This window comes from Kocuria massiliensis, from assembly GCF_900169715.1.
GTDB lineage: Bacteria > Actinomycetota > Actinomycetes > Actinomycetales > Micrococcaceae > Rothia > Rothia massiliensis.
The window spans coordinates 127006-148846 of sequence record NZ_LT835161.1; the positions used below are offsets into that span (position 1 = coordinate 127006).

The window sequence follows — 21841 nt, forward strand, 5'->3', positions numbered from 1 at the left end:
ACCGGAGGAAGAATGCACGAACCTTTCCAGACCCCCATCCCGACCCAGTGGATTGGCCCGATCCGTTTGAGCGGCAACGTGGTCGACGGTGAAGAGGTCGAGGTCCCTTTGGCGACCTACGAAACCCCGTTGTGGCCCTCGGTCAAACGCGGCTCCAAAATCTCCCGCCTGGTGGAAGGCGGCATCCGGGCGACCCTCGTGGACGATCGCATGACGCGGTCGGTCTATTTCGAGGCACCTGACGCCGGCGCAGCGTACCGGGTAGCCCAGGAGTTGGATTCCCGGCGCGACGACCTTCAAGCCGTCGTGGCAGGGGCCTCCCGCTTTGCGCGACTCATTGACCTGCACTTCCAGTACGCCGGCAATCTCTTGTTTGTGCGCTTTGACTTCACGACCGGCGATGCGTCGGGGCACAACATGGTCACGCTCGCCGCGGATAATCTCATGCCGTGGATCCTCCAGGAATACCCCGAGCTTCGGTACGGCTCGATCTCCGGGAATTTCTGTTCGGACAAGAAGCCGACGGCGGTCAACGGCATCCTGGGCCGCGGTAAAAACGTGGTCACCGAGATGTTGATCCCGCGCGACGTCGTTCGGCGATTCTTGAAGTCCACCCCGGAACGCATCGCTGACCTGAACACACGCAAAAACTTGGTCGGTACCAACCTCGCCGGCGGGCTTCGTTCGGCGAACGCCCACTACGCCAACATGCTCCTCGCGTTTTACCTGGCGACCGGACAGGACGCGGCGAATATCGTCGAAGGCTCCCAAGGCATCACCACCGCCGAGGTCCGCGACGCAGATCTCTACTTCGCCTGCAACCTGCCGAATCTGATCGTGGGTACCGTGGGTAACGGAAAGGGGGCCGGGCTCGAGATCGTCGAGGACGGCCTGCGTCGATTGGGCTGCCGTGAGGACCGCGAACCCGGCCTCAACGCCCAACGGCTAGCGGTTTTGTGCGCCGCCTCGGTATTCTGCGGGGAACTGTCCCTGTTGGCCGCACAGACCAACCCCGGTGAGCTCATGGAGGCTCACGTCAAGATCGAAAGGAATCGATAGTTGAGCACTCACACGAATCATGAGCAGGCCGGCGAGGAAGCCGGCGTGCCCACCGCGGGTATCCAAGACATCGCCTTCGCGACCGGTCACTACAGCTTCGATCTGAAGAACTTGGCCGACCAGCACGAGATTGACGTCAATAAGTTCTACGTCGGTATCGGACAGGAGACGATGAGCATCCCGGCCTCGGACGAAGACATCGTGACGATGGGTGCCGCGGCGGCCCAGCGCATCATTGAACGGAACGGCACCGAGGGCATCCGCACGCTCCTGTTTGCGACCGAGTCGGGAATCGACCAGTCCAAGTCGGCGGGCGTGTACGTGCACGGGCTCCTGAAGTTGCCGCGCGAAATCCGCACGATCGAGACCAAAATGGCGTGCTACGGGGCGATTGGTGCCTTGCAGATGGCCCTGGGGCTCGTGGCCCGGAATCCGAAGGAAAAGGTTCTGGTGATCGCCGCCGACGTCGCGCGCTACGACATCGACACTTCTGGAGAACCGACCCAGGGTGCGGCCGCCGTCGCCTTCCTGGTCCAGGCCTCCCCGGACATTTTGGCCATCGAGTCCTCGCAGGGCGTGTACACGAGCGACGTTCAGGATTTCTGGCGTCCGAATTTCCGAAACACGGCGTTGGTGGACGGCAAGTTCTCTGTCGGTGCGTACATGGACGCCTTGGTGGGCGCGTGGCACGATTACCGGGACCACGACGGCGTCGACTTCGACGAGATCGACTGGTTCTGTTATCATCAGCCGTTCACGAAGATGGCGGTCAAGGCCCACATGCGGCTGACCCGGGAAGCCGGTGTTCCCCTGGATAAGCCCGAGGCGGCCCAGGCCCTGGAACCGACATTCGGCTACAACAAGCAGCTCGGCAACAGCTACTCCGCCTCGATCTTCTTGGGGTTCCTGGCGTTGCTGGACTCTGAGAAGGACCTTGAAGGCCAGCGCGTGGGCTTCTTCTCCTACGGTTCTGGCGCCGTCGCGGAGTTCTTTACCGGCATCATCCAGCCCGGATACCGCAAGCATCTGCGGGCTCAAGAGCATCAGGCGATCTTGGATGCCCGCGTGCCGATCGGTTACGACCGGTACCGAGTACTGCACCCGGGAACCTTGGTGCAGCCGCTGGACAACTATCGCACCGAGCGCGAGACCCAGGGGCCGTTCCGCTTCGAGGGCGTGAGCGAAGGGTCGCGGCTCTACCGGTAGGAACGGTCCGAGGAGGCCGGCGTACTGCGGACTCGAGCCAACGTACGCCGGACCATCCTCATGGTCATGACCATTCCGAGCACGATGGCGGCGATGGGCAGAACCTGCGTCCACACATAGGCGTTGTCGAAGGAATTCTGGGAAATCGCGAAGGCCTTAGAACCGGCTTCGATCATGAGGATCGCGGCCCAAACGAGGCACACCTGACGCTGGAGCTTGCGAAATCCGGGGACATTCGCCCATAGGTCTCGCCACCAGGCGAGGCCCTCGGGGGTGCCTCCCGTCGCGAATCGTTGGCCGTACCAGTACGTCACGGGCTTACCGACCACCGTGCTGGCCGCGAAGATCACGGCGATGATCCCCGTCACGAAACAATCCTTGTACAGCAGGACTTTCGCGTCGTGGCTTCCGAGCAACGCGACCCCCGCGGAAAGCAGATTGAAGACCAGGATCGCCAGTGATGCCCCTCCGAGGACGCGAGTCTTGGCCCAGTAGATGACCCCGCCCACCAACGGCGGAAGCATAGACCACAGGTATGCCGCGAATTCCGTGCCGCCGTGGGAGGTCACCCATTGCACCACCAGTATCGACGCGACGATTTCGGCGGCCGTCAGCGCCCACATGAAGAGGTTGTTGCGGACGGAGAAGCGCGGGGGCTTCTTCGCGCCCTCGGCGGCATCGTGCGATGAGGTTCCCGGGGTTGGTTGTTCCGTCGGTTTTGGGGTCGAATACTCGATGTCACGTGGGGCGACGTTCGTGATGTCCATATCCCCAGCATGGTCGCGTTTCGAGGCGGGTACATCTATCGAAAGTCATGATCTGCCCATGACAAGTGTCATGACACCCCCACGGCCCGCGCCGTATTAGCCCAGAACGATCGGGGTGACGATGCGGGTCGCCTCCGCGATGGCTTCCTTCTGTAGGGCGGTGTCTTGAGTGTGGCTTGAAACCGTGAAGATCGAGAGAATCACCGGTGACCCCTTCGTAGGCCACAAGACCGCGACGTCGTTGGACTCACCGTGTGATCCGGCCCCGGTCTTATCGCCCACCGTCACGCCGTCGGGCACCCCGGCGCGAATCTGATCGGCTCCGGTGGTATTTGCTTTTAGCCACGTCGTCAGGCGCAACCGATGCTCGGGGGTCAGCACCGACTCCAGGGCGAGGTTTCCCAAGGTGGTGCAGAAGGCCGACGGGGTGGTGGTGTCCAGGTCTGCATCGGCATCGTTCAGGGTCGGTTCGGTACGATCCACGCGCGTGACGACGTCGCCCGCTCCGCGCACAAATTCCGTCACCGCGCTCGGGCCTCCACACACCTCGACGAGTAGATTCGCGGCGGTATTGTCGCTGACCGTGATCGCTGCGTGGCAGAGGTCTTCCACGCTCATGGAACCGCCCACGTGCTGGCTCGTGACGGGGGCGTAGGCGAGAATATCGTCGGCGGCGATGGGTATGTGGCGGGTCAATAGCGTCGAGTCGCTTGCGGCGCGATGGAGGATCGCTGAGACCGCGAGGACCTTTCCGACCGAGCAGAAGAGGAACCGCTCGGTGGACCGATAACCGAAGCGAACCTGGGTCCCGGTGTTGATCGCGTGGACGCCAATGCGGCCGTCGAGCCGCGTTTCGAGGTCGCGGAGCTTCTGTGCCGCATCGAGGCGGTGGGAATTCTCCGTCGGGTTGTACGCCGAGGCCGACGTGGTGCCGGCGTATGCCAGCGGGATGAGTGCCGTGGCCCCAGCGAGGAGGCTGCGGCGGGAGGTGGAGCGTCCCGGGAGGTGCTGGCGACGAGGTGAGGAAGTCAAGGAATCTCTTTCCGTTCTGGCGAAGAGATGCAAGTGATGAAGTCACAGGGTAGCAACCCATGCTCCGAGAATCTGACGGGCGGACTCCCGTGGGAGCCGCCCATCAGAGGGTTAGTTTCGGATGCGTGCGGTCACGAGACCGGCCGTGGCCTCGGCGATGGCACGTTCCTCGTCGGTCGGTACCACCAGAACAGGTATCGCCGACTCCGAGGTGGAGATCACACGAATCTCTCCCGAACGGACCAGATTAGCCTCGTCGTCGAGGTGGATGTCGAGCGCGCGGAGCTGATCCACCACGAGCTGGCGGAACTCCGGAGAATTCTCACCAATACCGGCGGTAAAGATAAGAGCCTTCATGCCGCCGACGGCCACGTGGTAACCGCCGATGTACTTGGCCAAACGGTAGGCGGCCATGTCGATCGCCAACGTCGCCTTGTCGTCGCCGGATTCGGCTCGTTGCTCCAAATCTCGCATGTCGTTAGATCCGCCCAGCGCCACGAGACCGGACTCCTTGTTGAGAATCCGGTCAAGTTCCTCGGCGGTCATCGACTTGTCGCGCGTGAGAATTCCGGTCAGGACCGAAGGGTCGACGTCGCCGGCGCGGGTTCCCATGATGAGCCCGGCGAGGGGCGTGTACCCCATGGAGGTGTCCACGGACTGGCCGGATTGAATGGCCGTGACCGACGCGCCGTTGCCCAGGTGCGCCACCACGGCGTCGAAGGATTCTCGCTCCACGCCCAGAAACTCAGCGGCCTTGCCCGTGACGTAGTCGTGGCTGGTGCCGTGGAAACCGTAGCGGCGGATGCCATGCAGGCGGTAGAAGGAATCGGGGATCGCGTAGCGCCAGGCTTTTTCGGGGAGAGACCGGTGGAAGGCAGTGTCGAATACGACGACCTGCGGAAGGTTCGGCCACTTCTTCTCGACAGCGCGCAGGCCCAAGGCCGCGGCCGGATTGTGCAATGGAGCCAAGGGGGCGAGGCGCTCGATGGCGCGAACGATTTCGTTGTTGACGATCACGGGTGCGGAGAACCGCTCGCCTCCGTGGACCACACGGTGGCCGACGGCGTCGATCGTTCTACCCTCGAGGGCCTCGTCGAGGCGCTCAGCCATGAGGTCCAGCGCCTGCGCGTGATCGGCGATCTCGCCGCCTTCACCAATGTTCTCGATCAAGCCCTTGGTGAGAACCTGGCCGCCATCCGCGCCGACGGTCGCTCTTTCGAGCGTGATCCGTTCGTTGATCGCGGGCATCGAGGATGTGTACGGAGCGAGCTGTTCTTCCTCCGTGGCGACCTCGCGCACTTGATACTTGATGGAGGAGGAACCCGAATTAATGACCAGGACGAGCATGGTGTTCCCTTCGCGTCAAAAACGTATGTAGCCCAATTATTCCACCGTCATATCGCCGTGGGGGTCTCTGTGGGCGTCGTCTCCCTCAGTGTGGGTACAGCGGGGCATACCCGATCTTGCGGAAGATGCATTAATAGAACAAAATTGTTCGCCTAGGCGTACTTTTATCAGGACCGTGCCACCGCTCGTCGGGGCGCAGAAAGGATTCGGTCGTCATGACGTATTCGGTCAGCATCATCGTGGGAAGCCTGCGGCGGGGCTCCTTTGCCCGCAAAATCGCGCGGGAGGTCGCCGGATATTTCGGGGAGGGCATCGAGGCTTCCATCGTGGAGATTGGGCAGCTTCCGCTGTACAACTTCGATTACGACGACCCGAGCGTTTCGGACGTGAGCCTCCCCGGCGAGTACACCGAATTCCGTCGTACGATCCACGAGTCCTCCGGGGTGCTTTTCGTGACACCGGAGAATAATCGCACCATTCCCGCCTGCCTCAAGAACGCCATCGACGTCGGGTCCAAGCCGAACGACGACGTCGCCTGGCGCGGACTCCCGGTGGGCATCCTCAGCCACTCGGTCGGCCGGATGGGCGGGTATAGCTCCCAGAAGAACCTGCGACTCGCGCTTTCCTACTTCGACATGCCGACGCTGGGGCAACCGGAGGTGTTCCTGGGGCGTTCCCCCGAATTATTCGACGACGAGGGGAGGCTCAATGCCGAGAGCACGCGCGAATTTCTCCAGGACTACATTGATCGTTTCAGCGAGTTAGTCCGCTCGCAGGCGGCGGCAGGGCGGCGCTGATCGCCGTCACCCTGCCGCCGAGGATTTGCCTACTTCTCCTTGACCGGAACCGCCAGACCGGTGATCAGCGTTTCGGGGTCCACGTCAGGCCCGGGCTTGGTGTCGTACGCCTCCCAGAAGGGTAGGAGCGGCGACTTGCCGTCGGCGTCGATGGCCTCCATGAAGGCCTGCCACGATGCGGCGAGGCCGTCGTACGGTCCGTGGTGTTTGGCGATGGCCAGGGTCTCGCATGCTGGCAACTCGGAGTTGACGATCTCGACGTCATTGACCGTGGTGTTTGAGGGCAAGGGTGAGTCAACGGGGAAGCCGACTTCAAAAGTCGCGGTATCGCTGGGCCTGACCTCGTGACGGGCGAAGGCCGGACCGGTGGGTGTGAAGGCGCCTTCTCCGATGGCCTGGCCTAGCGCGGAGAAAGCCTGGTCCATCGCGGTCGGCATCTCGCGCATGGGGTATTCGCGGAACCGGACGACCACAGTGGGGAATCCGGGGAATTCGATGTATTCGACGTCGCTGAGACTCATGGGTCTGAACTCCTAGGGTAGGGGCTTCACAGTCTACGGTTCTCGGGGCGGCGCGTCAGGGACGTCATGTAAGGACAAAGCCTGGAGCGGGCGAAGGCATCGTGTCACCATAAGTCTCATCGACATGGAATCGGGTGGAGAGGGAATCACCATGGCATACCACCAGGCGGAAGGGTCTCAGGGGTCCTTTGACGACATGAACTTCCACACCCGCAAGTGGGTACGCCCGGAAGATCTCAATGCGAACGGCACGCTTTTCGGCGGCAGCCTGCTGCGCTGGATCGACGACGAGGCGGTGGTCTACGCGATGATCCAGCTCGGCAACCAGCGCATCGTCACCAAGTTCATTTCCGAGATCAATTTCGTCTCTTCGGCCACGCAGGGAGACATCATCGAGATTGGGCTGCAGGCGATCGCCTTCGGCCGAACTTCGCTCACCATGCGGTGCGAGGTCCGGAACATCATTACCGGACGCGCGATCCTGTCGATCGAGCGCATCGTGTTCGTGGGGCTCGACGCCGACGGCAAGCCACTCGAGCACGGATTCACCGGCGTGACGTACCAGCGCGATCGCTTTCCTGAGGAGCTCCGCAACAAGGAGCCCGGACTCTAGGGGCGTTACCCCCAGAGGGTGAAGACTTCCCCGCTCTGAACGCCCTCGACCGACCGCACGAAAGCTTGGGCGACGTCGGCGGCGGGAACTTGCCGGAACCCCGGGAACGAGGGGTGGTATCCGGTGGCTTCGCGCAGGACCGTGGGGCTGACCGCGTTGATCCGCAGGCCGCGAGGCAATTCCGCCGCGGCGGTTCGCACGTAGGACTCGACCGCGCCATTGGCCACGGCCGACGCAACGCTGCCGTGGATCGGGACGGTCGTGAGAATCCCGGAGATCAGAGTGATGGAACCGCCGTCGGTCAGGCGCTTCAGGGCCTCGGTCGCGATGTTGATTTGCCCCATGGCCTTGTCCTGCAGGCCGGCCATGTAGTCCTCCGCGGTCAGCTCTGTGACGTGCTTGAACGGGGCGCCGCCGGCGCAACTGACCACGGCGTCGACGGTGCCGACGCGCTCGAAGAGATCCCGGACCGAGGCAGGGTCGGACATGTCGACGCGTTCGCCGCTGCTACGCGAGGCGCGGATAACCTCGTGCTGCTGCTGTTCCAGGGCTTGGGCCACGGCGCTACCGATAAGACCCGATGCTCCCACGACGATGATTCTTTGAGCCATGATGACGGCACCCTTCTCGAAGTGTTGAGGCGATTCTTCCGCTCACCCGACCGCGTGTCAGCGGACGCCGGAGTCTCTCGCGGAAACAATATTGCAAGCCTATCTAAGACTGCGACCGGTTGCTTACTGCGCCTGGGCCTGAATCGCCGTGATGGCCACCGTGTTGACGATGTCGTCCACGGTGCAGCCGCGAGAGAGGTCGTTAACCGGTTTGCGCAAGCCCTGCAGGACCGGGCCGACGGCGACCGCCCCGGAGGACTGTTGCACGGCTTTGTAGGTGTTGTTGCCCGTGTTCAAATCCGGGAAGACGAAGACCGTCGCGCGGCCGGCCACCTGAGAGTCCGGCAATTTCGACTTGGCCACTGAGGCGTTGGTCGCGGCGTCGTACTGGATGGGACCTTCGATAGCGAAGTCCGGGTTGGAGGCCCGGACTAGGTCGGTGGCCTCGCGGACTCTGTCGACGTCTTCGCCGGACCCGGATCCGCCCGTCGAGTAGGAGAGCATGGCTACCCGAGGTTCGACGCCGAATTCCCGGGCCGTTTGGGCGCTCGCCTTGGCGATATCGGCCAACTGCTCGGCGTTGGGATTGGGGTTGACGGCGCAGTCGCCGTAAACGAGCGCGCGATCTTCGAGAAGCATGAAGAAGACCGAGGATACGACCTTGACGCCTTCCTTGGTCTTCACGAATTCCAGGGCCGGTCGAATGGTATTCGCGGTGGTGTGCGCGGCACCCGAAACCATGCCATCCACGTGGCCGAGCTGAACCATCATGGTTCCGAAATAGGAGCCATCGAGCATGCGTTCGCGAGCCTGATCGAGGTCCACGCCCTTGTGGGCGCGCACGCGGGCATATTCCGCGGCGTATTCTTCGAGCAGGGGCGACGTGGCCGGGTCGATCAGCCGTACCTCGCCGGCCGCCGGGTTTTCCGAGGCCGTGAAGGTCAGGTCGATGCCTTCCGACTGGGCCAGCTCGCGGACGCTCGAATCGCTGCCGAGGATCGTGAGGTCACAAAAGTTTCGGCGGACGATGATTTCGGCAGCGCGGAGGATGCGGATGTCCTCGCCCTCGGGAAGGACCACCCGACGTCGGTTGGAGCGAGCCGTTTCGATGAGTTCATGGAGGAAACGAAGCGGCGTCATGGTAGCCGGGCGCGGGAGATCCAGGCGTCCGAGAAGTTCCTTGTCATCAACCCTCTTGGACCATTCGCCCATGGCCGCAGCGATCTTTCGAGGCGCGCCAGCGCGGAGTTCACCGTGCACCGACCCCACCGATTGCGCCGCAGAATAGGTATCCAGAGAAGTTCGCAGGATGGGGAAGGGGGCGGAACCGATCAGTGCTTTGGTCGCGGAGTTGATGTGGAGATCCCCGGAGAGAAGAACGCCGGAAGGCACCGGGAATGTGGGGGAGAAGGCCGAAGCCAAGGTGGCCATGACGACGTCCGATCGATCCGCCGGGGTGATCACGAAATCGCCGTCGGCCATCTGCTCCAGGAAGTTTCCGACCGTCATGGCAGCCACCTTCACGCCCTGGATGTCGCGGTCGAGGGAAGCGCTGACGTCGTCGGCGGACAGTCCCATCTCGTGAACCACCTCGGCGACGGTCGGCTGAGAAATGGCCGGGGTTTCCGGGAGAACGTACACGTGGCCACCGCGCCGACCCGCCGGAATGCGGGATTCGACCTCTTGGGCCACGTCCGGATGAACCCGGTTAACGACGATGCCGAGGAGGTCGGTCTTGGCGGCATGCAGCTCGGCCCGGGTGACCTCCACCGCGTTGATGATGTCTTCAACCGACTCGGCCTCGGCGCCCGAAATGACGGCGAGCACGGAACAGCTCATGGTGTTGGCGAGCCGGGCATTGAGGTCGAATTCGGCGGTTGCGGCGTTGTGGGCGAGGAGGTCGGTGCCATCCACGATCACGGCGTCGTACTTTTGCGACATTTCCGAGTAGATCGACAGCGAGATGTTGAGCAGCTCGCTGATGTCCCCGGAAGCGAGGACCTCGCGGCACGTCGCGAGGCTGACGCCGCCGCGGGCGGAGGATTCGTCAAGATCAAAGGTTTCACGCATCAAACGGATGCGAGGGTCGGTGTCCGCGGAGTCGGTTTCGAAGACCGGCCGGAAATACCCCACAGAATCCGCTCGACGGATGAGGGAGTCGGCCAGCCCCAGGGCCACTAAGGTCTTCCCGGCAAGCGGGGTCATCGCATCGAGGAAAATACCGGTCGTCATGAATCGTCCTTACGCTCAGTAACTCGGGACAGCGTCGCTGCCTCTCCCACGATTTTAAGCGGTCCTCGATGCCGAGGATACGTGGTGCCGAGCACTCGAGGGGCCCGACGATCGTACGGACGCGTCAGCTCTTCGCGATCTCGGCCAGCCGCGCTACACCCTCGTCGGAGAGTTGCACCCGGTTGGTGTCCCAAGGGTAGGGCTCCACCGGAAGTTGTTCGAAGGAGATCTGGTCCCGGGGGACCTGGGTAAAGGTTCGGACGAAGCTCAGGAACTGCGTCGAGGACTTCAGGCCGTCGTCGACCATGATCGAGGACGAGGACTGATTCAGAAACGAATAGAGCTTGATCGGGTTGGACAGAGTGGATGAGCTCTGCGCCTTGTCCAAGATGGCCTTCATGACGGTCTGCTGATTCCCGATGCGGGCGAGGTCGCTGCCGTCGCCGATCGCGTGGCGCTCCCGGGCCATGGCGAGGGCCTGCGTCCCATTGAGTGTCTGCTGTCCCGCGGGGAGGTCGAGGTTGGCGTCCGGATCCTTGAGGGCCTCGGGGAGATTCATGTCGATACCGCCGAGGGCGTCGACGATGGAGATGAAGCCACCGAAGTTCACGTCCACGTAGTGGTTGATCCCCAGCCCGGTGAGGGTTGAGACGGCCTCAATAAGTTGAGAGTCACCGTCGGCGAGAAGGGAGTTGATCTGCACCGGCACGTTGGGTGCGGTCGAGTACGCCGTCGATCCCTTCGGGGGAAGGACCATCGTGTCGCGGGGAATCTGGATGCCGGTGACCTTGTCGTGGGCGGCATTGATGTGGGCCACCAGGATCGAGTCGCTGCGTCGTCCCTCGGCCTCGCCGGCATCGATGGAACCGTCGCGTTCATCGGAGCCGATAATGAGCACGTTCATCGCGCCCTTGGTGCTCGAGGTGTTGGTGAGCCCTTGGACCTGAGTGGTCTTGATGTTGTGGTGAAGGTGCTGGAAAGCCGCGAAAGCAATGCCTCCCAGCGCAAGCAGCAAGGCCACGATGAGCACAATGGTCACTCGCGTCCACCGGATACGGAAACCCGTTTGCGCGTTTGCAGCGGGTACGGCGGCCATCGGCTCGGTCGTCAGTGTGTGCGGGTCGCGTTGCTGGTAGTGCGGCATGGTGGTTCCTTGAGGCGTGGAGAAGGACGGCGCACGGCGTTGGTGCCGGGCAGGTCTGGTGCGACGTCGCACGGGGAGTGCCGACCGATTCGGGCCTCGGTGATGAGGTCGCCGGCTGCGGTCAGGTGCTCGAGATGCAAATTTTATGCAGTCTGCCTGCGGAAATGCTGATGCCGCCGTGTGAACTAGTGGGGAATCGTGGCATTGAGTGGGGTGCCGTCTCGCGGGGACGGTGGCATGCTGGAGGCATGTTATTTGCTTTCTCTGTTGCCCCGTCCGGTGGAGACGCCCCGGATGCCTCCGTCCACGACGCCGTCGCCGATGCTGTGAAGATCGTCCGGGAATCCGGCCTCCCGAATCGAACCGACGCGATGTTCACCACGATCGAGGGCGATTGGGGCGAGTGCATGGACGTCATCAAGCGCGCGACCGAGGCCGTCGGGAAATATGGAACCCGAGTCTCGCTGGTGTTGAAGGCGGACATTCGTCCCGGCTACGACGGGGAACTCACCGGAAAGTTGGAACGTCTCGAGAAGGCCATCGAGTCAGAGGCGTGAGTTTTGTCCACGATGGAAAATACGCGTTGACCCCGGTGGGTCCGTCGGAGCAATCCGCGTATTCGCAGGTCCACGTCAAGGCGTTGGCTGCCTCGTACCGGGAGATCATTGGCGAGGAATTCTCGACGACGATTCGCGCGGAGGCCGCTTCCGTGGCCGACGAAGATCGGGCCTATCTGCGACGCTCCGACGCGCAAGCGGTCATCGCCTGGTCCAACCCCCAGTTCGAGGAGACCAACGATTTCGGGTGCTGCGGCGTCGGGGCGGATCCGGACTTGTGGACCCGGCCCGTGGGCATCGCCCTGACCATCGACGCCGGCCCACTCGAGGCATGGGAGCGTGAGATTGGTGCGGTCCCCATCCCCGGAGCCGTCGAGGCCGGTGCCAGACAACTGGTGAATCTGTATGTCCTTCCGGAAGCCCAGGGTGAGGGGCTCGGCGCGGAACTCCTGCGGGAGGTTCTGCCCGAAGACTCGCCCGCATTTCTCTGGCTCATCAACGGCAACGACGGCGCCGAACGCTTCTACCGAAGACACGGCTTTCGCGGATTGGGCGAAGACTTTCCGACCCAGGGGACGTGGGCGTCGTCGACGACCGGCCGCATGGTCCGTGGCCTGTAGCCGAGCACAGTCACTCGGGAGTCCTGCGACCGGCGCGTTCGGCGAAGTTGCCCATTTTCGCCGGTGACAGCTTGGGTCGTCTCAATAAGAACCCGATGGGCCTACGACCAAGTCTGACGTTCGAGGCCGAGTAGAAGGAGTTCCAGGCCCGCGACCAGCTCGGAGCGGTCGTCGTGGTGCCGGAACTCCCCGAGAACCGAATGGACGAAGGGGTATCGGGCGGGGTCCGAGTGGCTCCATTCGGCGACCTGCTCGTCGAATAGCTCCTTCTCCACGTCCTGATCTTCATAGACGTCGCGCTGGGACACCTCGGCTCCCATCCCTGAGGCGTAGTTGACCAGGGCCAACGAGGCGTGGAACCGCTGACTGAGGGTCAGTTCCGTGCGCATGAGCTGCTGGCCGATCTTTTCCCAGAACATCAACGAATTCTCTTGGTCGGGACCCGACTTGAGGAGCTGGTGGGCGAGCCAACGGTGTTCCAACATCTGTTCCATGAGGCATAGCACCATGCGTCGCAGGTTCACTAGGGCCGAGGCCGATTCCGAGCTGGTGCGTGCGTCCGTCGAAAACGGTGCGTGGTCGGCGAATCCGCGAGGGGCGGCGTGGCCGAGACGCTGAAGGTGCTCGTCCTCCGCCAGCGCGCGTCCCAGTAACTCGTTAGAGGCCAGGGCGAGGAGTTCTTCTTTGCCCGACGCATACCAGTAGAGGCTTGCGGCGCCGCTCTGGAGCTCTGCAGCGAGACCGCGGAGGGTCAGCTTTTCGGCTCCCTCTCGGTCCAGAGTCGCTATGGCGGCATCCAAGATCGATTCGAGGGACAGCGTCGTGCGCGTCCGTCCGCCGCGCCCGCGCCTCCGCCCGGCCCATGAGGCGGTTGGCCCTCTCGCTGTGTGGCGTCGCGGCTGGCCTGGAGTCGTTCCTCGCGCATTGCGGCGCGATCTTCCGGTGTGCGGGGGCGGGATGGGCGACGGGGAGTGGGCTGGGTCATGACAGAAAATCTACGCAGACCGTTGCGCCATATCAAACAACGTTCTATTCTCGAACATAGTTCGATAACTCGAACGCTGTTCCATTAGTCGAACGACGTTCGATCCATACGAAAGGTTTTTCCATGTCACTCTCCGAAACCCTCGCCCCGGAGGCTCCGCCACGAGCCTCCACGAAGCCGCAATCTCTGGGTGCGGCCTGGCCCGCCCTGCTGGGCCTGTGCCTGGCAATGCTGGTCGAGATGGTCGACAACTCGATCCTCAACGTTGCCCTGCCCTCCGTGGGGCGCGACTTACACGCTGGCCCGACGGATCTGCAATGGATCGTTGGCGCCTACTCCTTGACCTTTGGCGGACTGCTCATGGTCGGCGGAACCCTGGGCGATAAGCTCGGACGTCGCCGGACGCTGCTGACCGGCTTGGCTCTCTTCGGCCTCGCCGGGCTTGCGGTCCTGCTGGTGCAGACCCCGGGGCAGCTGATTGCCGTCCGGGCCGTGTCAGGGGCCTTTGCGGCCCTGATGGCACCGCTGACCATGTCCCTCATCTTCCGGCTCTTCGACCGGGACGACCTGCGCAATAAGGCCATCGGTCTGATCATGGTGGTCTCCATGAGTGGTTTCGCGGTCGGTCCGACGCTGGCCGGCCTCGCCGTCGAGCACTGGCCTTGGCAGGCCTTATTGGTGCTCAACGCTCCCATGGCGCTCATCGCGTGGTTCGGCGTGCGCTTCGGTCTCTCGAAGGACGACCCCGCGGATCGACGTCGTGGAGGTACCGACATCCCCGGTGGAATCTTCTCCGTGGGTGCGCTCGGTCTGATTCTGTACTCGTTTACCTCGGGTACGGAGAACGGCTGGGGCAGCCCGATCACGATCGGCGTGCTCGTCGGCGGTATCGCGTGCCTCGTGGCATTCGTCTGGCGGGAGAAAACCGCGAAGGATCCGATGCTGGATCTGACCCTCCTCGCTATCCCGACCGTGCGCGGTTCGGCCATTCTGCAGACCGGGGTGATGGTCGCGATGGCCGGGGTTATGTTCGTTTCGACTCAGCTGTACCAGTTCGCTTGGGGATGGTCACCAATGATGGCCGGACTCGCCAACCTGCCGTTCGTCCTCGGCATGCTGGGTGCGGGCCCGTTCGTCGACAGGATGGTGGCTCGCTTGGGCCACCGTAAGACGTCGATGGTCGGCGCCGCCTTCGTGATCGGCAGTCTGCTCATCTGGATCTACGCCGTCGGACACGGTTACCTCTGGTGCGCGATCGGCATGCTCATCATGACCATGGGTATGCGGACCATCATGACCACGGGTGCCGTCGCCCTGGTCGGGGCCCTGCCTGAAACGCACACCTCGATCGGGTCCGCGATGAACGACACCGCCCAGGAACTCGGCAATTCTGTGGGTGTGGCCGTCGTCGGAACCGTGATGGCCGCAGCTGTGGGGACGATGCTGCCCCAGGGCGCCTGGGATCCCGCGACGGTTGCCGGATTCGTTCATGGAACGCGCATCTCCTTCTGGATTCTCGCCGCCGCTGCTGTGGTGATGTCGCTGATCGGTGTTCGCACGTTGACGAACTCCACCGAGACCGAAGAACACTAATTCGGGGGCGGGATCTGCCCGTTAGGGTGGATTCGTGAGCAAGAAGAACAGCCGACGGCGGGCGTCGCCCCCAGATCCTCGGACCACCGAGATTGGGGGCGGCCCCGCCGAAGGCGTATTTGAGATCGATAGCGGCACCGCGGAGCTGGAAAAAGATACGTTTCACCCCGGCGCATGGTTATTGCGCATCAATAACGTGCAATCGAGCCACGTGATCGTGGGTGAGCCGCGGGAACTGGCCTTTGAATACATGCGATGGATTGCAGCCGGCGTCGAGCATTTCGTCGAAGGGCGCCTCGACCCCCAGCAGCTTCGCGTGACTCACCTGGGCGGCGGGGCATGTTCGATGCCGCGCTATTTCGCAGCGACGTTTCCTGGCAGCCGCCACACCGTCGTCGAGCTGGACGGAAAACTCGCCAGCTACGTGCGTGAATGGTTCGATATTCCGAGGTCTCCCACCGTCAAAATTCGTGTGGGGGAAGCACGGGCCGTAACCGAAACGTTCGTGGATGCTTCTCGGGACGTGATGATCCGTGACGTGTTCGCGGGGGCAGTGACGCCCAATCCCCTGACCACCGCTGAGTTTTTTCGGCACGCGCACCGCTCACTGGCGCCGGGTGGCTTGTACGTGGCGAATTGTGGCGATACCCGCGAACTGCGTGGCGCTAAGGCGGAGATTGCCGGTTTGGCCGAGGTATTTGCACACGTCGCGTGCATCGCTGACCCGCCGATGCTCAAGGGGCGCCGCTACGGCAACATCATTCTGATGGCATCGGATGCGCCATTTCCCGAGGCCCTCGCGCCGGAAGCGGCTCGGTTAACTCGCGACCTGTTGGGCGGTGCGGTTCCTGCTCAGTATAAAGACGAGGCGTGGACCAGAACCTTTGCCGCTGGGGCCGAGGCTCGACGCGACGGGTACTAAGGCTAACGACGTCGCCGCCTGGGAACTACGGTTCGACCTGGTTGATGAGTACGGGCCAGTTGACCTCGTTGGTCCAGCGTTCTTGGTGAGACTCCGGTGGCGCGTAATAACTGCAGTACACGTTCAGGATGAGGGGCTTCCCCGGGGTGATCGGAAGATCGAAGCTCACCGAAGTGTCATCGAACCTCAGTTTCCCCTCGTCCATCGGCTGATACGTGGTGTGCGGGCTTTCGGGGTCAACCGATTCGCTGATCGCACCTTCGTGCACGTCAACAAACAAGTTGGCCGGCGGTATATGGCTGGAAATTCTGAAGGTCAGGGTCTCGCCGGATACCGTGAGCTTGGGGACGGTCGCGAAATCTTGCGGCTTCTCCTCGTGCTGAAGACGACCATCCTCGAAGAGCCAATCCGTTTGGTGCCACTCGACTGCGGAACCGTTGACGGTGAGCTCGGGGATGCTGGACTGGACTTCGCTGACCTCAACCCACCCGCTATCTGAGACAGGGACGTTGCCTCGGGAGGCTGCTTCATCGGGGAAAAATTCCTCGCCATTGCCGACGGAGTCCTCGGAGGGAGTGCAACCTGATGCGAGTGTCATGAGAGTGAATCCTATGATGAGAGAAAGAAATGTCTTACGCATTGCGCGCAATTCGTGAGATAAACACTAATCCCGCAATGACCTGTCCTTTAATCATGGTGTTTCTCAAATCTTCTGGGGCCTTCGGCTAATAGTTTATGAAACTATACTTTGCCTTGGTTTCCGCCGGATGCCCCTCCCTGCATATGTGCTCGGACTTTGAGAGCATCTGTTGGTGATTATTAATATTCCGAACCGGCTCCTGCGTCAAGAGGTTCAGGGTGGATGAATTGAATTCCACTGTTTGCGCTAGTCAGAAAAACTAAATCTAGTGAAAGAATCTATTTCCAGGGTTGCGTCATCGGAAGGTGACGATGAGCGCGTGGGCATCGCGTGACCGCGAGTACCCAATTCGGTGGGGCCTACCGCAGTTAGGGGGCGGTCTAGCCGCCGCCTAACGAAGGTAAGCGCTGCCACACTGGGCAACCGCCACCTCATGGCTTGGTCCCGTCAATTGAAGTGGGCCGATGTGACGAGTAAACAGCGAAAGAGGAACCGTGGGCCTCTGGAGGCCGTTAGCTCTGGTTTTCGACGAGCTTGACCAGAAGCTCAACGTCTTCGCGCACCGTGGCGCAGTCTCGGTCGAACTCTTCATCGGTGAGATCTAACTGCCGCACAGTGAAGAGGATTTCCGAACCGTCCGGATGTGACATCACTCGAAGCGGATTGGTGACGACGTCGCCCGAAGGCAGCGCGACGTCGTGGTCCAGCACGCCGTACTCGTTATGAGGCGCGAACGTCACGGTCACGGTACCCATGGGTGATTCGACTTCGAGGGTGCCTTCAATAACCTTGACCTCGGACTGTGCGAGTCCCGAGGCCCAGCGCGGGAGATTTCGAGGATCCGCGGCAAACCGGTACACGGCGTCGGGGTCGGCACTTGAAGTCTGACTGATGTGACGGCTCATCATGAGGCCAGTGTGCCACCGACTCGTCGATTCACCACGTATCAACGAGGCGGTGTGGATAACTGAGCTCGAAGGGCGGATGCGGAACCGATGGCGCATACGGTCCAGGTGCACATCAGGATGCAGCACAGAATGAGTGAAACCGTCCCGAAGATGGGCACATCCGTCCCTTTGCCTAGTAGGTGAGTCCCCAGAGATAGGGTGCCGATCGGGAAGGTCAGGGACCACCATCCGGGGTTGAAGGCCATACGTCCCATAAAACCCCTGATGGTTACGAAGGTGGCCCAGCACGTCAGGGGAATTCCTAGGGTGAACATCGCGATTCCGTACGCGTTAGCTAGGGCCTGCACCGCATCAAGTGCCTCGGGGATCACCAGGTGCCGTGCTTGTGAGGCTAGTGATTGCGCCGCGGCCGTGGATTGTCCCACGACCCCCAGGGGGATCCACGCGGAGGCAGAAGCCGCAAGTGGGATCCGTTGCCTCGACCAGTGGTGGTGATAGGCGGTGATGAAGACGATCGCGCCCACGAAGAGGGACAGAAAGAAGCACGCGACCAGACCCGTGAGCATCCACAACTGGGCGCTGACGCCGGGCAGTATCGGAACGATGGGGGAGCCGGTGGTGGCCGAAACCATCGGAGGCACGACCGCCAGCCCCCACACCGTGGTGGGCGAGCCGACGTCGCTTCCAATGAGTCGCGCGCCGAAGCCCACCGCTGAGACGATGCCAACGACGGTGCCGACGCTCCACAAGACGATGTTCAAGGATGTAGCGGTCGCGGAGAATTGCGGGTTCACGGCCGGCGCGACAGTGAGCGTGGCCGATCCGACGGACATGATTCCCATCGACACCATGCCCCACTGGGGCGTGGTGGCGTGATGGAGGGCCGATTCCCGGAACGTCCGAGGTCGCTGCACAATGCGTAGCGCGAAACCAGCGGATAACACCACCAGGAGAACCCAGCTGGCCGCCAGGAATGCGATAGCGACGTCGTGCGCGAAGGGAATGTGGTCCAGCAATTTTTCGGTGAGGGTTGCGAGGATTCCGGTTCCCATGACCGATCCATACCAGGCAGGCCCGATGGGCGGTAAGGCAGGTACGGGGTGGGATGTGGAAGTCACTCGCTGGGTATGGGCACCGGGGGCCATGGGCATGAACACACTGGTGATTATTCTTCCCTCTGCCCGACGGGGGTAGAGAGGAAATGGGCATATGCATATATCCTGCGGATATGTACCAGTGGCCTGATCTAACAACCTTGGAGATATTGGTGGCCGTCGCGGACCACGGCAGTTTATCCGCCGGCGCGCGGCAGATCGGTGTCGCGCAACCGAATGCCAGCAGAGCGATTTCGCGCTTGGAGCGCCGCCTGGGCGTGGTGTTATTGACGCGGTCAACGCAAGGATCGGTGGTGACGCCCAAGGGATTGACCATAGTTGAGTGGGCGCGGGACGTACTTGCTGCGGGTGAAAAGTTGATGCGAGGCGCGGAAGGGTTGGCCTCCACGGGAATGGATTCCCTGGTGGTGGTCGCCTCTCAAACGGTCGCCGAACACTTATTGCCCCGTTGGATCTCGCAATTGCGTTCCGTCCACGAGGTGCACGTCGATATTCGCGTGGCTAATTCTGAGACCGCCGTCGCTGACATTATTTCGGGCCGGGCGCAATTGGGTTTCGTGGAAGGCCCAGAGGTGCCCAAGGGGCTTCATCACGCCACGGTCACTCGTGATGAACTGGTGGTCGTGGTGCCTCCCCTTCACGAGTGGGCTTCGCGCACATCTCCGATTTCGCGTCGAGAGCTCGCGGAGACTCAGCTCGTGACGAGAGAAGTCGGTTCCGGTACGAGGACGACGCTCGACCGTGCTCTCGGGGACCAAGGGCCGGTGCGCCCCCTTCTTGAGTTGGAAAGTAATGCCGCCGTTCGTGTGGCGGTGCTTTCTGGGGCGGGTCCCACTGCGCTCAGCCGGTTGGCCGTTGAGGACTACCTTGCTCGGGATGAATTGGTTGAAGTTCCCGTGGAAGGGCTTCGCACCGAGCGGGTCCTGCGGGCGATCTGGGCGGGACCTCGAGAGCTTGCCCGGCCGGCGTCCGATTTACTCGCCGCTTCCCGCGACCCACAGTCCGGGGCGAGGCGAACGCCTCTCATGTGACGGTTACCCTGCTGGCTGGTTGCCCGGTCAGCTCGAATTAACCCTGAAGGTCACCATCGACGTAGTACCAGCGGCCTCGTTCGCGGACGAAGCGGCTGTTCTCTCGTTGCACCCCCTTGATGCGCTCTTCCACCGGAGTGCCCGGTGGTGAACGGTAGTGCGCGGCAAATTCCACGTGGGCGACGTCGTCGAACGGGCCGCCCTCGGTGTTCAAGATGTCCAGCCGTTGCCACATCAGGGAGTCACTGAGGTCTAGGGTCGCGGGACGTGAGCTGGGGTGCCACGTGGCGAGGAGGTGCTCTCGGTCGCCGACGGCGAAGGCCGTAAACCGGGAACGCATGAGGGCCTCGGCGGTCGGGGCAACGGAATCCCCGCGGAGGACGGGTGCGCAACATGCACCAAATATTTCACCTGTGCCGCAAGGGCAGCGTTGGTCTTCCGCAGGGATTCTCATGAGGGACGACCTTCGAACTAGTGGGTCCAGCCTTGGATGATGCCCATGCCGAAGTACGCCACGAAGGCCACGGACACGATGTACATCAAGGGGTGCACGTCTTTGGCCCGTCCTTGGACGATACGGATGAAGGTGTACGAGACGAAGCCCGCACCGATGCCGTCGGCAATCGAGTACGTAAAGGGCATCATGGCAATGGTCAGGAAGGCCGGTATACCGAGACCCCAGTCGTCCCAGTGCACATGGACGGCCTGGCGGACCATGAGGAATCCCACCACCACGAGAGCTGGCGCGACGGCCTCGAACGGCACGATATTGACCAGCGGAGAGATGAACATGGCCAACAAGAACATCACGCCGGTGATGACCACGGAGAAGCCCGTGCGAGCTCCTTCGCCGATGCCCGTGGCCGATTCGACGAAGATCTGAGACGACGACGCCGAGCCTGCGCCGCCCGCGACGGAGCCGATGGCGTCGACGGCGAGGACACGGTTGATACCGGGAATCTTGCCGTCCGGCGTCACGTTGTGGGCCTCGGTCGCCAAGCCGACGGATGTTCCCATCGCGTCGAAGAACACCGAGAGCAGGATCGCGAAGACCATCAGGGTCGCGGCCATGCCGCCCAAGCTCTGGAATGCTCCGAAGAGGTTGAATTGTCCGAGCAGGCTGAGGTCGGGAAGGCCGAGCCACTGGTGAGGCATTTCCGGGGCGACGAGGGACCAGCCGGTCGGGTGGTCGTGCGAGGAACCCGAAGGAGTAACGGCCTCGAGGACCACCGACAGGATCGTAGAGATGACGACTCCGATGAGGATGGCGCCGCGGACGTTGCGAATCATCAGAGCGATCGTCAGGAACAGTCCGACGATGAACACCAGGATGGGCCAGCCGATGAGGTCTCCGTTGATGCCGAAAGAGACCGGAACCGTGGTACCCGCGGAGTCGGGCATCCGGCGGATGAACCCGGCATTGACGAACCCGATGAGTGAGATAAACAGGCCGATGCCGACGACGATGGCAGTCTTGAGCGATTGCGGTACGGCATTGAAGACGGCGGTGCGGAACCCCGTCAACACCAGCAGAAACATGATGATGCCCGCCCAAACGACCAGGCCCATCAGATCCGACCAGGTGAGATTCGGCGTCGTGGAAATGGTTGCCGCCAGGAAGGCATTGACGCCGAGGCCGGCAGACATCGCGAACGGGTGGTTGGCGATCACGCCCATCAGGATGGTCATGACGCCCGAAACGAGTGCGGTCGTTGCCGCGACTCGTGCCAGACCCAACTCGGAGCCATTGGCATCGGCGATGAGGCCGAGGACGAGCGGGTTGAGCACCACGATGTAACTCATCGCGAAGAAGGTCGCGAGGCCGCCTCTGACCTCCGCGCCCAGAGTGGAACCGCGTTCCGTGATCTTGAAGTAACGGTCAAAACCGTTGCGGGGACGGTGGGGGCGGCTCGGAGCCGCGGTGTTCTCAGAAGTCATTCGTGAAAATCCGTAGATACTCTCATGATGGGGGGGGGTGGTGCCTGGGTTTGAAGCCGCCGGCGTTTATTCCGTCCACGCGACGTCTCGAGTGAATCGATCAGCCGCCTGAAAAAAGATGGCGTCCCTTCTGCCCGGGGAGGGGCGAAGCGACGCCGCTACGGGTCGAGTCTAGTGCATTGAGCCCACGGTGAAATTCCTCG

The 21841-nt window shown here is 62.4% G+C and carries 23 protein-coding genes; 10 read left to right on the plus strand and 13 right to left on the minus strand.

Features of this window, described 5'->3' with window-relative positions:
* Nucleotides 1–12: 12 nt before the first annotated feature.
* Together B9Y51_RS04865 and B9Y51_RS04870 are read left to right on the plus strand one after the other, a co-directional pair.
* Complete coding sequence (locus tag B9Y51_RS04865) at nt 13–1059, plus strand: hydroxymethylglutaryl-CoA reductase (RefSeq protein WP_085528999.1); 1047 nt, start codon at nt 13–15, stop codon at nt 1057–1059.
* The gene (locus B9Y51_RS04870) at nt 1060–2265 is read left to right on the plus strand and encodes a hydroxymethylglutaryl-CoA synthase (RefSeq protein WP_245826072.1); all 1206 of its coding nucleotides are present in this window, start codon (nt 1060–1062) and stop codon (nt 2263–2265) included.
* Here the strand turns inward: B9Y51_RS04870 and B9Y51_RS04875 are convergent.
* The 3 genes from B9Y51_RS04875 to B9Y51_RS04885 all read right to left on the minus strand — a co-directional run bounded on the left by B9Y51_RS04875 (nt 2256) and on the right by B9Y51_RS04885 (nt 5411).
* Complete coding sequence (locus B9Y51_RS04875) at nt 2256–3032, minus strand: VC0807 family protein (RefSeq protein ID WP_085529000.1); 777 nt, start codon at nt 3030–3032, stop codon at nt 2256–2258. The genes B9Y51_RS04870 and B9Y51_RS04875 overlap by 10 nt on opposite strands.
* Nucleotides 3033–3128: 96 nt before the next feature.
* Nucleotides 3129–4064, minus strand: coding sequence for a class A beta-lactamase (bla, locus tag B9Y51_RS04880; protein WP_158088254.1), 936 nt, complete (start codon nt 4062–4064; stop codon nt 3129–3131).
* A 111-nt stretch (nt 4065–4175) separates the two neighbouring features.
* A complete protein-coding gene (locus B9Y51_RS04885; RefSeq protein WP_085529002.1) occupies nt 4176–5411 on the minus strand; it encodes an acetate/propionate family kinase in 1236 nt (411 codons plus the stop codon).
* A 215-nt stretch (nt 5412–5626) separates the two neighbouring features.
* Here B9Y51_RS04885 and B9Y51_RS04890 point away from each other — a divergent pair, with 215 nt between their 5' ends.
* On the plus strand, nt 5627–6208 hold the full coding sequence (locus B9Y51_RS04890; protein WP_085529003.1) for an NADPH-dependent FMN reductase: 582 nt from the start codon (nt 5627–5629) through the stop codon (nt 6206–6208).
* Between the two features lie 29 nt (nt 6209–6237).
* On the opposite strand, the gene B9Y51_RS04895 is transcribed toward B9Y51_RS04890, so the two are convergent.
* Entirely contained in the window at nt 6238–6729 is a 492-nt protein-coding gene (locus B9Y51_RS04895; RefSeq protein WP_085529004.1) for a GyrI-like domain-containing protein, read from the minus strand.
* Between the two features lie 151 nt (nt 6730–6880).
* On the opposite strand from B9Y51_RS04895, the gene B9Y51_RS04900 reads away from it, so the two are divergent.
* Nucleotides 6881–7342: an acyl-CoA thioesterase gene (locus B9Y51_RS04900; RefSeq protein WP_082156899.1), complete on the plus strand. Its 462-nt coding sequence runs from the start codon at nt 6881–6883 to the stop codon at nt 7340–7342.
* A gap of 5 nt (nt 7343–7347) precedes the next feature.
* On the opposite strand, the gene B9Y51_RS04905 is transcribed toward B9Y51_RS04900, so the two are convergent.
* The 3 genes from B9Y51_RS04905 to B9Y51_RS04915 form a co-directional block, all read right to left on the minus strand.
* Nucleotides 7348–7953 carry a short chain dehydrogenase gene (locus B9Y51_RS04905; protein WP_085529005.1) on the minus strand — a complete coding sequence of 202 codons (606 nt, stop codon included), beginning with the start codon at nt 7951–7953 and terminating at the stop codon, nt 7348–7350.
* A 123-nt stretch (nt 7954–8076) separates the two neighbouring features.
* Entirely contained in the window at nt 8077–10185 is a 2109-nt protein-coding gene (pta, locus tag B9Y51_RS04910) for a phosphate acetyltransferase (RefSeq protein WP_085529006.1), read from the minus strand.
* 124 nt (nt 10186–10309) lie between these two features.
* Entirely contained in the window at nt 10310–11329 is a 1020-nt protein-coding gene (locus B9Y51_RS04915) for an LCP family protein (RefSeq protein WP_085529007.1), read from the minus strand.
* Between the two features lie 248 nt (nt 11330–11577).
* On the opposite strand from B9Y51_RS04915, the gene B9Y51_RS04920 reads away from it, so the two are divergent.
* On the plus strand, nt 11578–11886 hold the full coding sequence (locus tag B9Y51_RS04920; protein ID WP_085529008.1) for a thiamine-binding protein: 309 nt from the start codon (nt 11578–11580) through the stop codon (nt 11884–11886).
* Nucleotides 11883–12506 (plus strand): GNAT family N-acetyltransferase, encoded by a 624-nt coding sequence (locus tag B9Y51_RS04925; RefSeq protein WP_158088255.1) that lies wholly within the window; start codon nt 11883–11885, stop codon nt 12504–12506. The genes B9Y51_RS04920 and B9Y51_RS04925 overlap by 4 nt, the downstream gene beginning before the upstream one ends.
* 101 nt (nt 12507–12607) lie before the next feature.
* Here B9Y51_RS04925 and B9Y51_RS04930 read toward each other — a convergent pair whose 3' ends face one another.
* Nucleotides 12608–13306: a TetR/AcrR family transcriptional regulator gene (locus B9Y51_RS04930; RefSeq protein ID WP_143468006.1), complete on the minus strand. Its 699-nt coding sequence runs from the start codon at nt 13304–13306 to the stop codon at nt 12608–12610.
* A gap of 308 nt (nt 13307–13614) precedes the next feature.
* On the opposite strand from B9Y51_RS04930, the gene B9Y51_RS04935 reads away from it, so the two are divergent.
* Together B9Y51_RS04935 and B9Y51_RS04940 are read left to right on the plus strand one after the other, a co-directional pair.
* Nucleotides 13615–15084 carry an MFS transporter gene (locus B9Y51_RS04935; RefSeq protein WP_085529011.1) on the plus strand — a complete coding sequence of 490 codons (1470 nt, stop codon included), beginning with the start codon at nt 13615–13617 and terminating at the stop codon, nt 15082–15084.
* 34 nt (nt 15085–15118) lie between these two features.
* Nucleotides 15119–16006: a spermidine synthase gene (locus B9Y51_RS04940; RefSeq protein WP_218189201.1), complete on the plus strand. Its 888-nt coding sequence runs from the start codon at nt 15119–15121 to the stop codon at nt 16004–16006.
* Between the two features lie 25 nt (nt 16007–16031).
* On the opposite strand, the gene B9Y51_RS04945 is transcribed toward B9Y51_RS04940, so the two are convergent.
* The 3 genes from B9Y51_RS04945 to B9Y51_RS04955 form a co-directional block, all read right to left on the minus strand.
* The gene (locus tag B9Y51_RS04945; protein ID WP_143468007.1) at nt 16032–16604 is read right to left on the minus strand and encodes a hypothetical protein; all 573 of its coding nucleotides are present in this window, start codon (nt 16602–16604) and stop codon (nt 16032–16034) included.
* Nucleotides 16605–17158: 554 nt separating this feature from the next.
* Entirely contained in the window at nt 17159–17554 is a 396-nt protein-coding gene (locus B9Y51_RS04950; protein WP_173834738.1) for an SRPBCC family protein, read from the minus strand.
* A 38-nt stretch (nt 17555–17592) separates the two neighbouring features.
* Nucleotides 17593–18606, minus strand: coding sequence for a TDT family transporter (locus tag B9Y51_RS04955; protein WP_245826073.1), 1014 nt, complete (start codon nt 18604–18606; stop codon nt 17593–17595).
* On the opposite strand from B9Y51_RS04955, the gene B9Y51_RS11335 reads away from it, so the two are divergent.
* Together B9Y51_RS11335 and B9Y51_RS04960 are read left to right on the plus strand one after the other, a co-directional pair.
* Entirely contained in the window at nt 18605–18748 is a 144-nt protein-coding gene (locus B9Y51_RS11335) for a hypothetical protein (protein ID WP_245826074.1), read from the plus strand. The two genes, B9Y51_RS04955 and B9Y51_RS11335, sit on opposite strands and share 2 nt — an antisense overlap.
* Nucleotides 18749–18782: 34 nt before the next feature.
* On the plus strand, nt 18783–19700 hold the full coding sequence (locus B9Y51_RS04960) for a LysR family transcriptional regulator (protein WP_085529013.1): 918 nt from the start codon (nt 18783–18785) through the stop codon (nt 19698–19700).
* 37 nt (nt 19701–19737) lie between these two features.
* Here B9Y51_RS04960 and B9Y51_RS04965 read toward each other — a convergent pair whose 3' ends face one another.
* Together B9Y51_RS04965 and B9Y51_RS04970 are read right to left on the minus strand one after the other, a co-directional pair.
* Nucleotides 19738–20154, minus strand: coding sequence for a YchJ family protein (locus B9Y51_RS04965; RefSeq protein WP_085529014.1), 417 nt, complete (start codon nt 20152–20154; stop codon nt 19738–19740).
* Between the two features lie 17 nt (nt 20155–20171).
* Nucleotides 20172–21638, minus strand: coding sequence for an NCS2 family permease (locus B9Y51_RS04970; protein WP_085529015.1), 1467 nt, complete (start codon nt 21636–21638; stop codon nt 20172–20174).
* Nucleotides 21639–21841: the final 203 nt, after the last annotated feature.

Bases quoted from the DNA above. Each gene is read 5' to 3' on its own strand.
- B9Y51_RS04945 (WP_143468007.1), bottom strand. From the start codon at position 16,604: ATGACACTCGCATCAGGTTGCACTCCCTCCGAGGACTCCGTCGGCAAT.
- B9Y51_RS04920 (WP_085529008.1), top strand. From the start codon at position 11,578: ATGTTATTTGCTTTCTCTGTTGCCCCGTCCGGTGGAGACGCCCCGGAT.
- B9Y51_RS04960 (WP_085529013.1), top strand. From the start codon at position 18,783: ATGTACCAGTGGCCTGATCTAACAACCTTGGAGATATTGGTGGCCGTC.
- B9Y51_RS04895 (WP_085529004.1), bottom strand. From the start codon at position 6,729: ATGAGTCTCAGCGACGTCGAATACATCGAATTCCCCGGATTCCCCACT.
- pta (WP_085529006.1), bottom strand. From the start codon at position 10,185: ATGACGACCGGTATTTTCCTCGATGCGATGACCCCGCTTGCCGGGAAG.
- B9Y51_RS11335 (WP_245826074.1), top strand. From the start codon at position 18,605: ATGACCGATCCATACCAGGCAGGCCCGATGGGCGGTAAGGCAGGTACG.
- B9Y51_RS04885 (WP_085529002.1), bottom strand. From the start codon at position 5,411: ATGCTCGTCCTGGTCATTAATTCGGGTTCCTCCTCCATCAAGTATCAA.
- B9Y51_RS04890 (WP_085529003.1), top strand. From the start codon at position 5,627: ATGACGTATTCGGTCAGCATCATCGTGGGAAGCCTGCGGCGGGGCTCC.
- B9Y51_RS04900 (WP_082156899.1), top strand. From the start codon at position 6,881: ATGGCATACCACCAGGCGGAAGGGTCTCAGGGGTCCTTTGACGACATG.
- B9Y51_RS04950 (WP_173834738.1), bottom strand. From the start codon at position 17,554: ATGATGAGCCGTCACATCAGTCAGACTTCAAGTGCCGACCCCGACGCC.
- B9Y51_RS04905 (WP_085529005.1), bottom strand. From the start codon at position 7,953: ATGGCTCAAAGAATCATCGTCGTGGGAGCATCGGGTCTTATCGGTAGC.
- B9Y51_RS04875 (WP_085529000.1), bottom strand. From the start codon at position 3,032: ATGGACATCACGAACGTCGCCCCACGTGACATCGAGTATTCGACCCCA.
- B9Y51_RS04935 (WP_085529011.1), top strand. From the start codon at position 13,615: ATGTCACTCTCCGAAACCCTCGCCCCGGAGGCTCCGCCACGAGCCTCC.
- B9Y51_RS04965 (WP_085529014.1), bottom strand. From the start codon at position 20,154: ATGAGAATCCCTGCGGAAGACCAACGCTGCCCTTGCGGCACAGGTGAA.
- B9Y51_RS04865 (WP_085528999.1), top strand. From the start codon at position 13: ATGCACGAACCTTTCCAGACCCCCATCCCGACCCAGTGGATTGGCCCG.
- B9Y51_RS04970 (WP_085529015.1), bottom strand. From the start codon at position 21,638: ATGACTTCTGAGAACACCGCGGCTCCGAGCCGCCCCCACCGTCCCCGC.
- B9Y51_RS04955 (WP_245826073.1), bottom strand. From the start codon at position 18,606: ATGGGAACCGGAATCCTCGCAACCCTCACCGAAAAATTGCTGGACCAC.
- B9Y51_RS04915 (WP_085529007.1), bottom strand. From the start codon at position 11,329: ATGCCGCACTACCAGCAACGCGACCCGCACACACTGACGACCGAGCCG.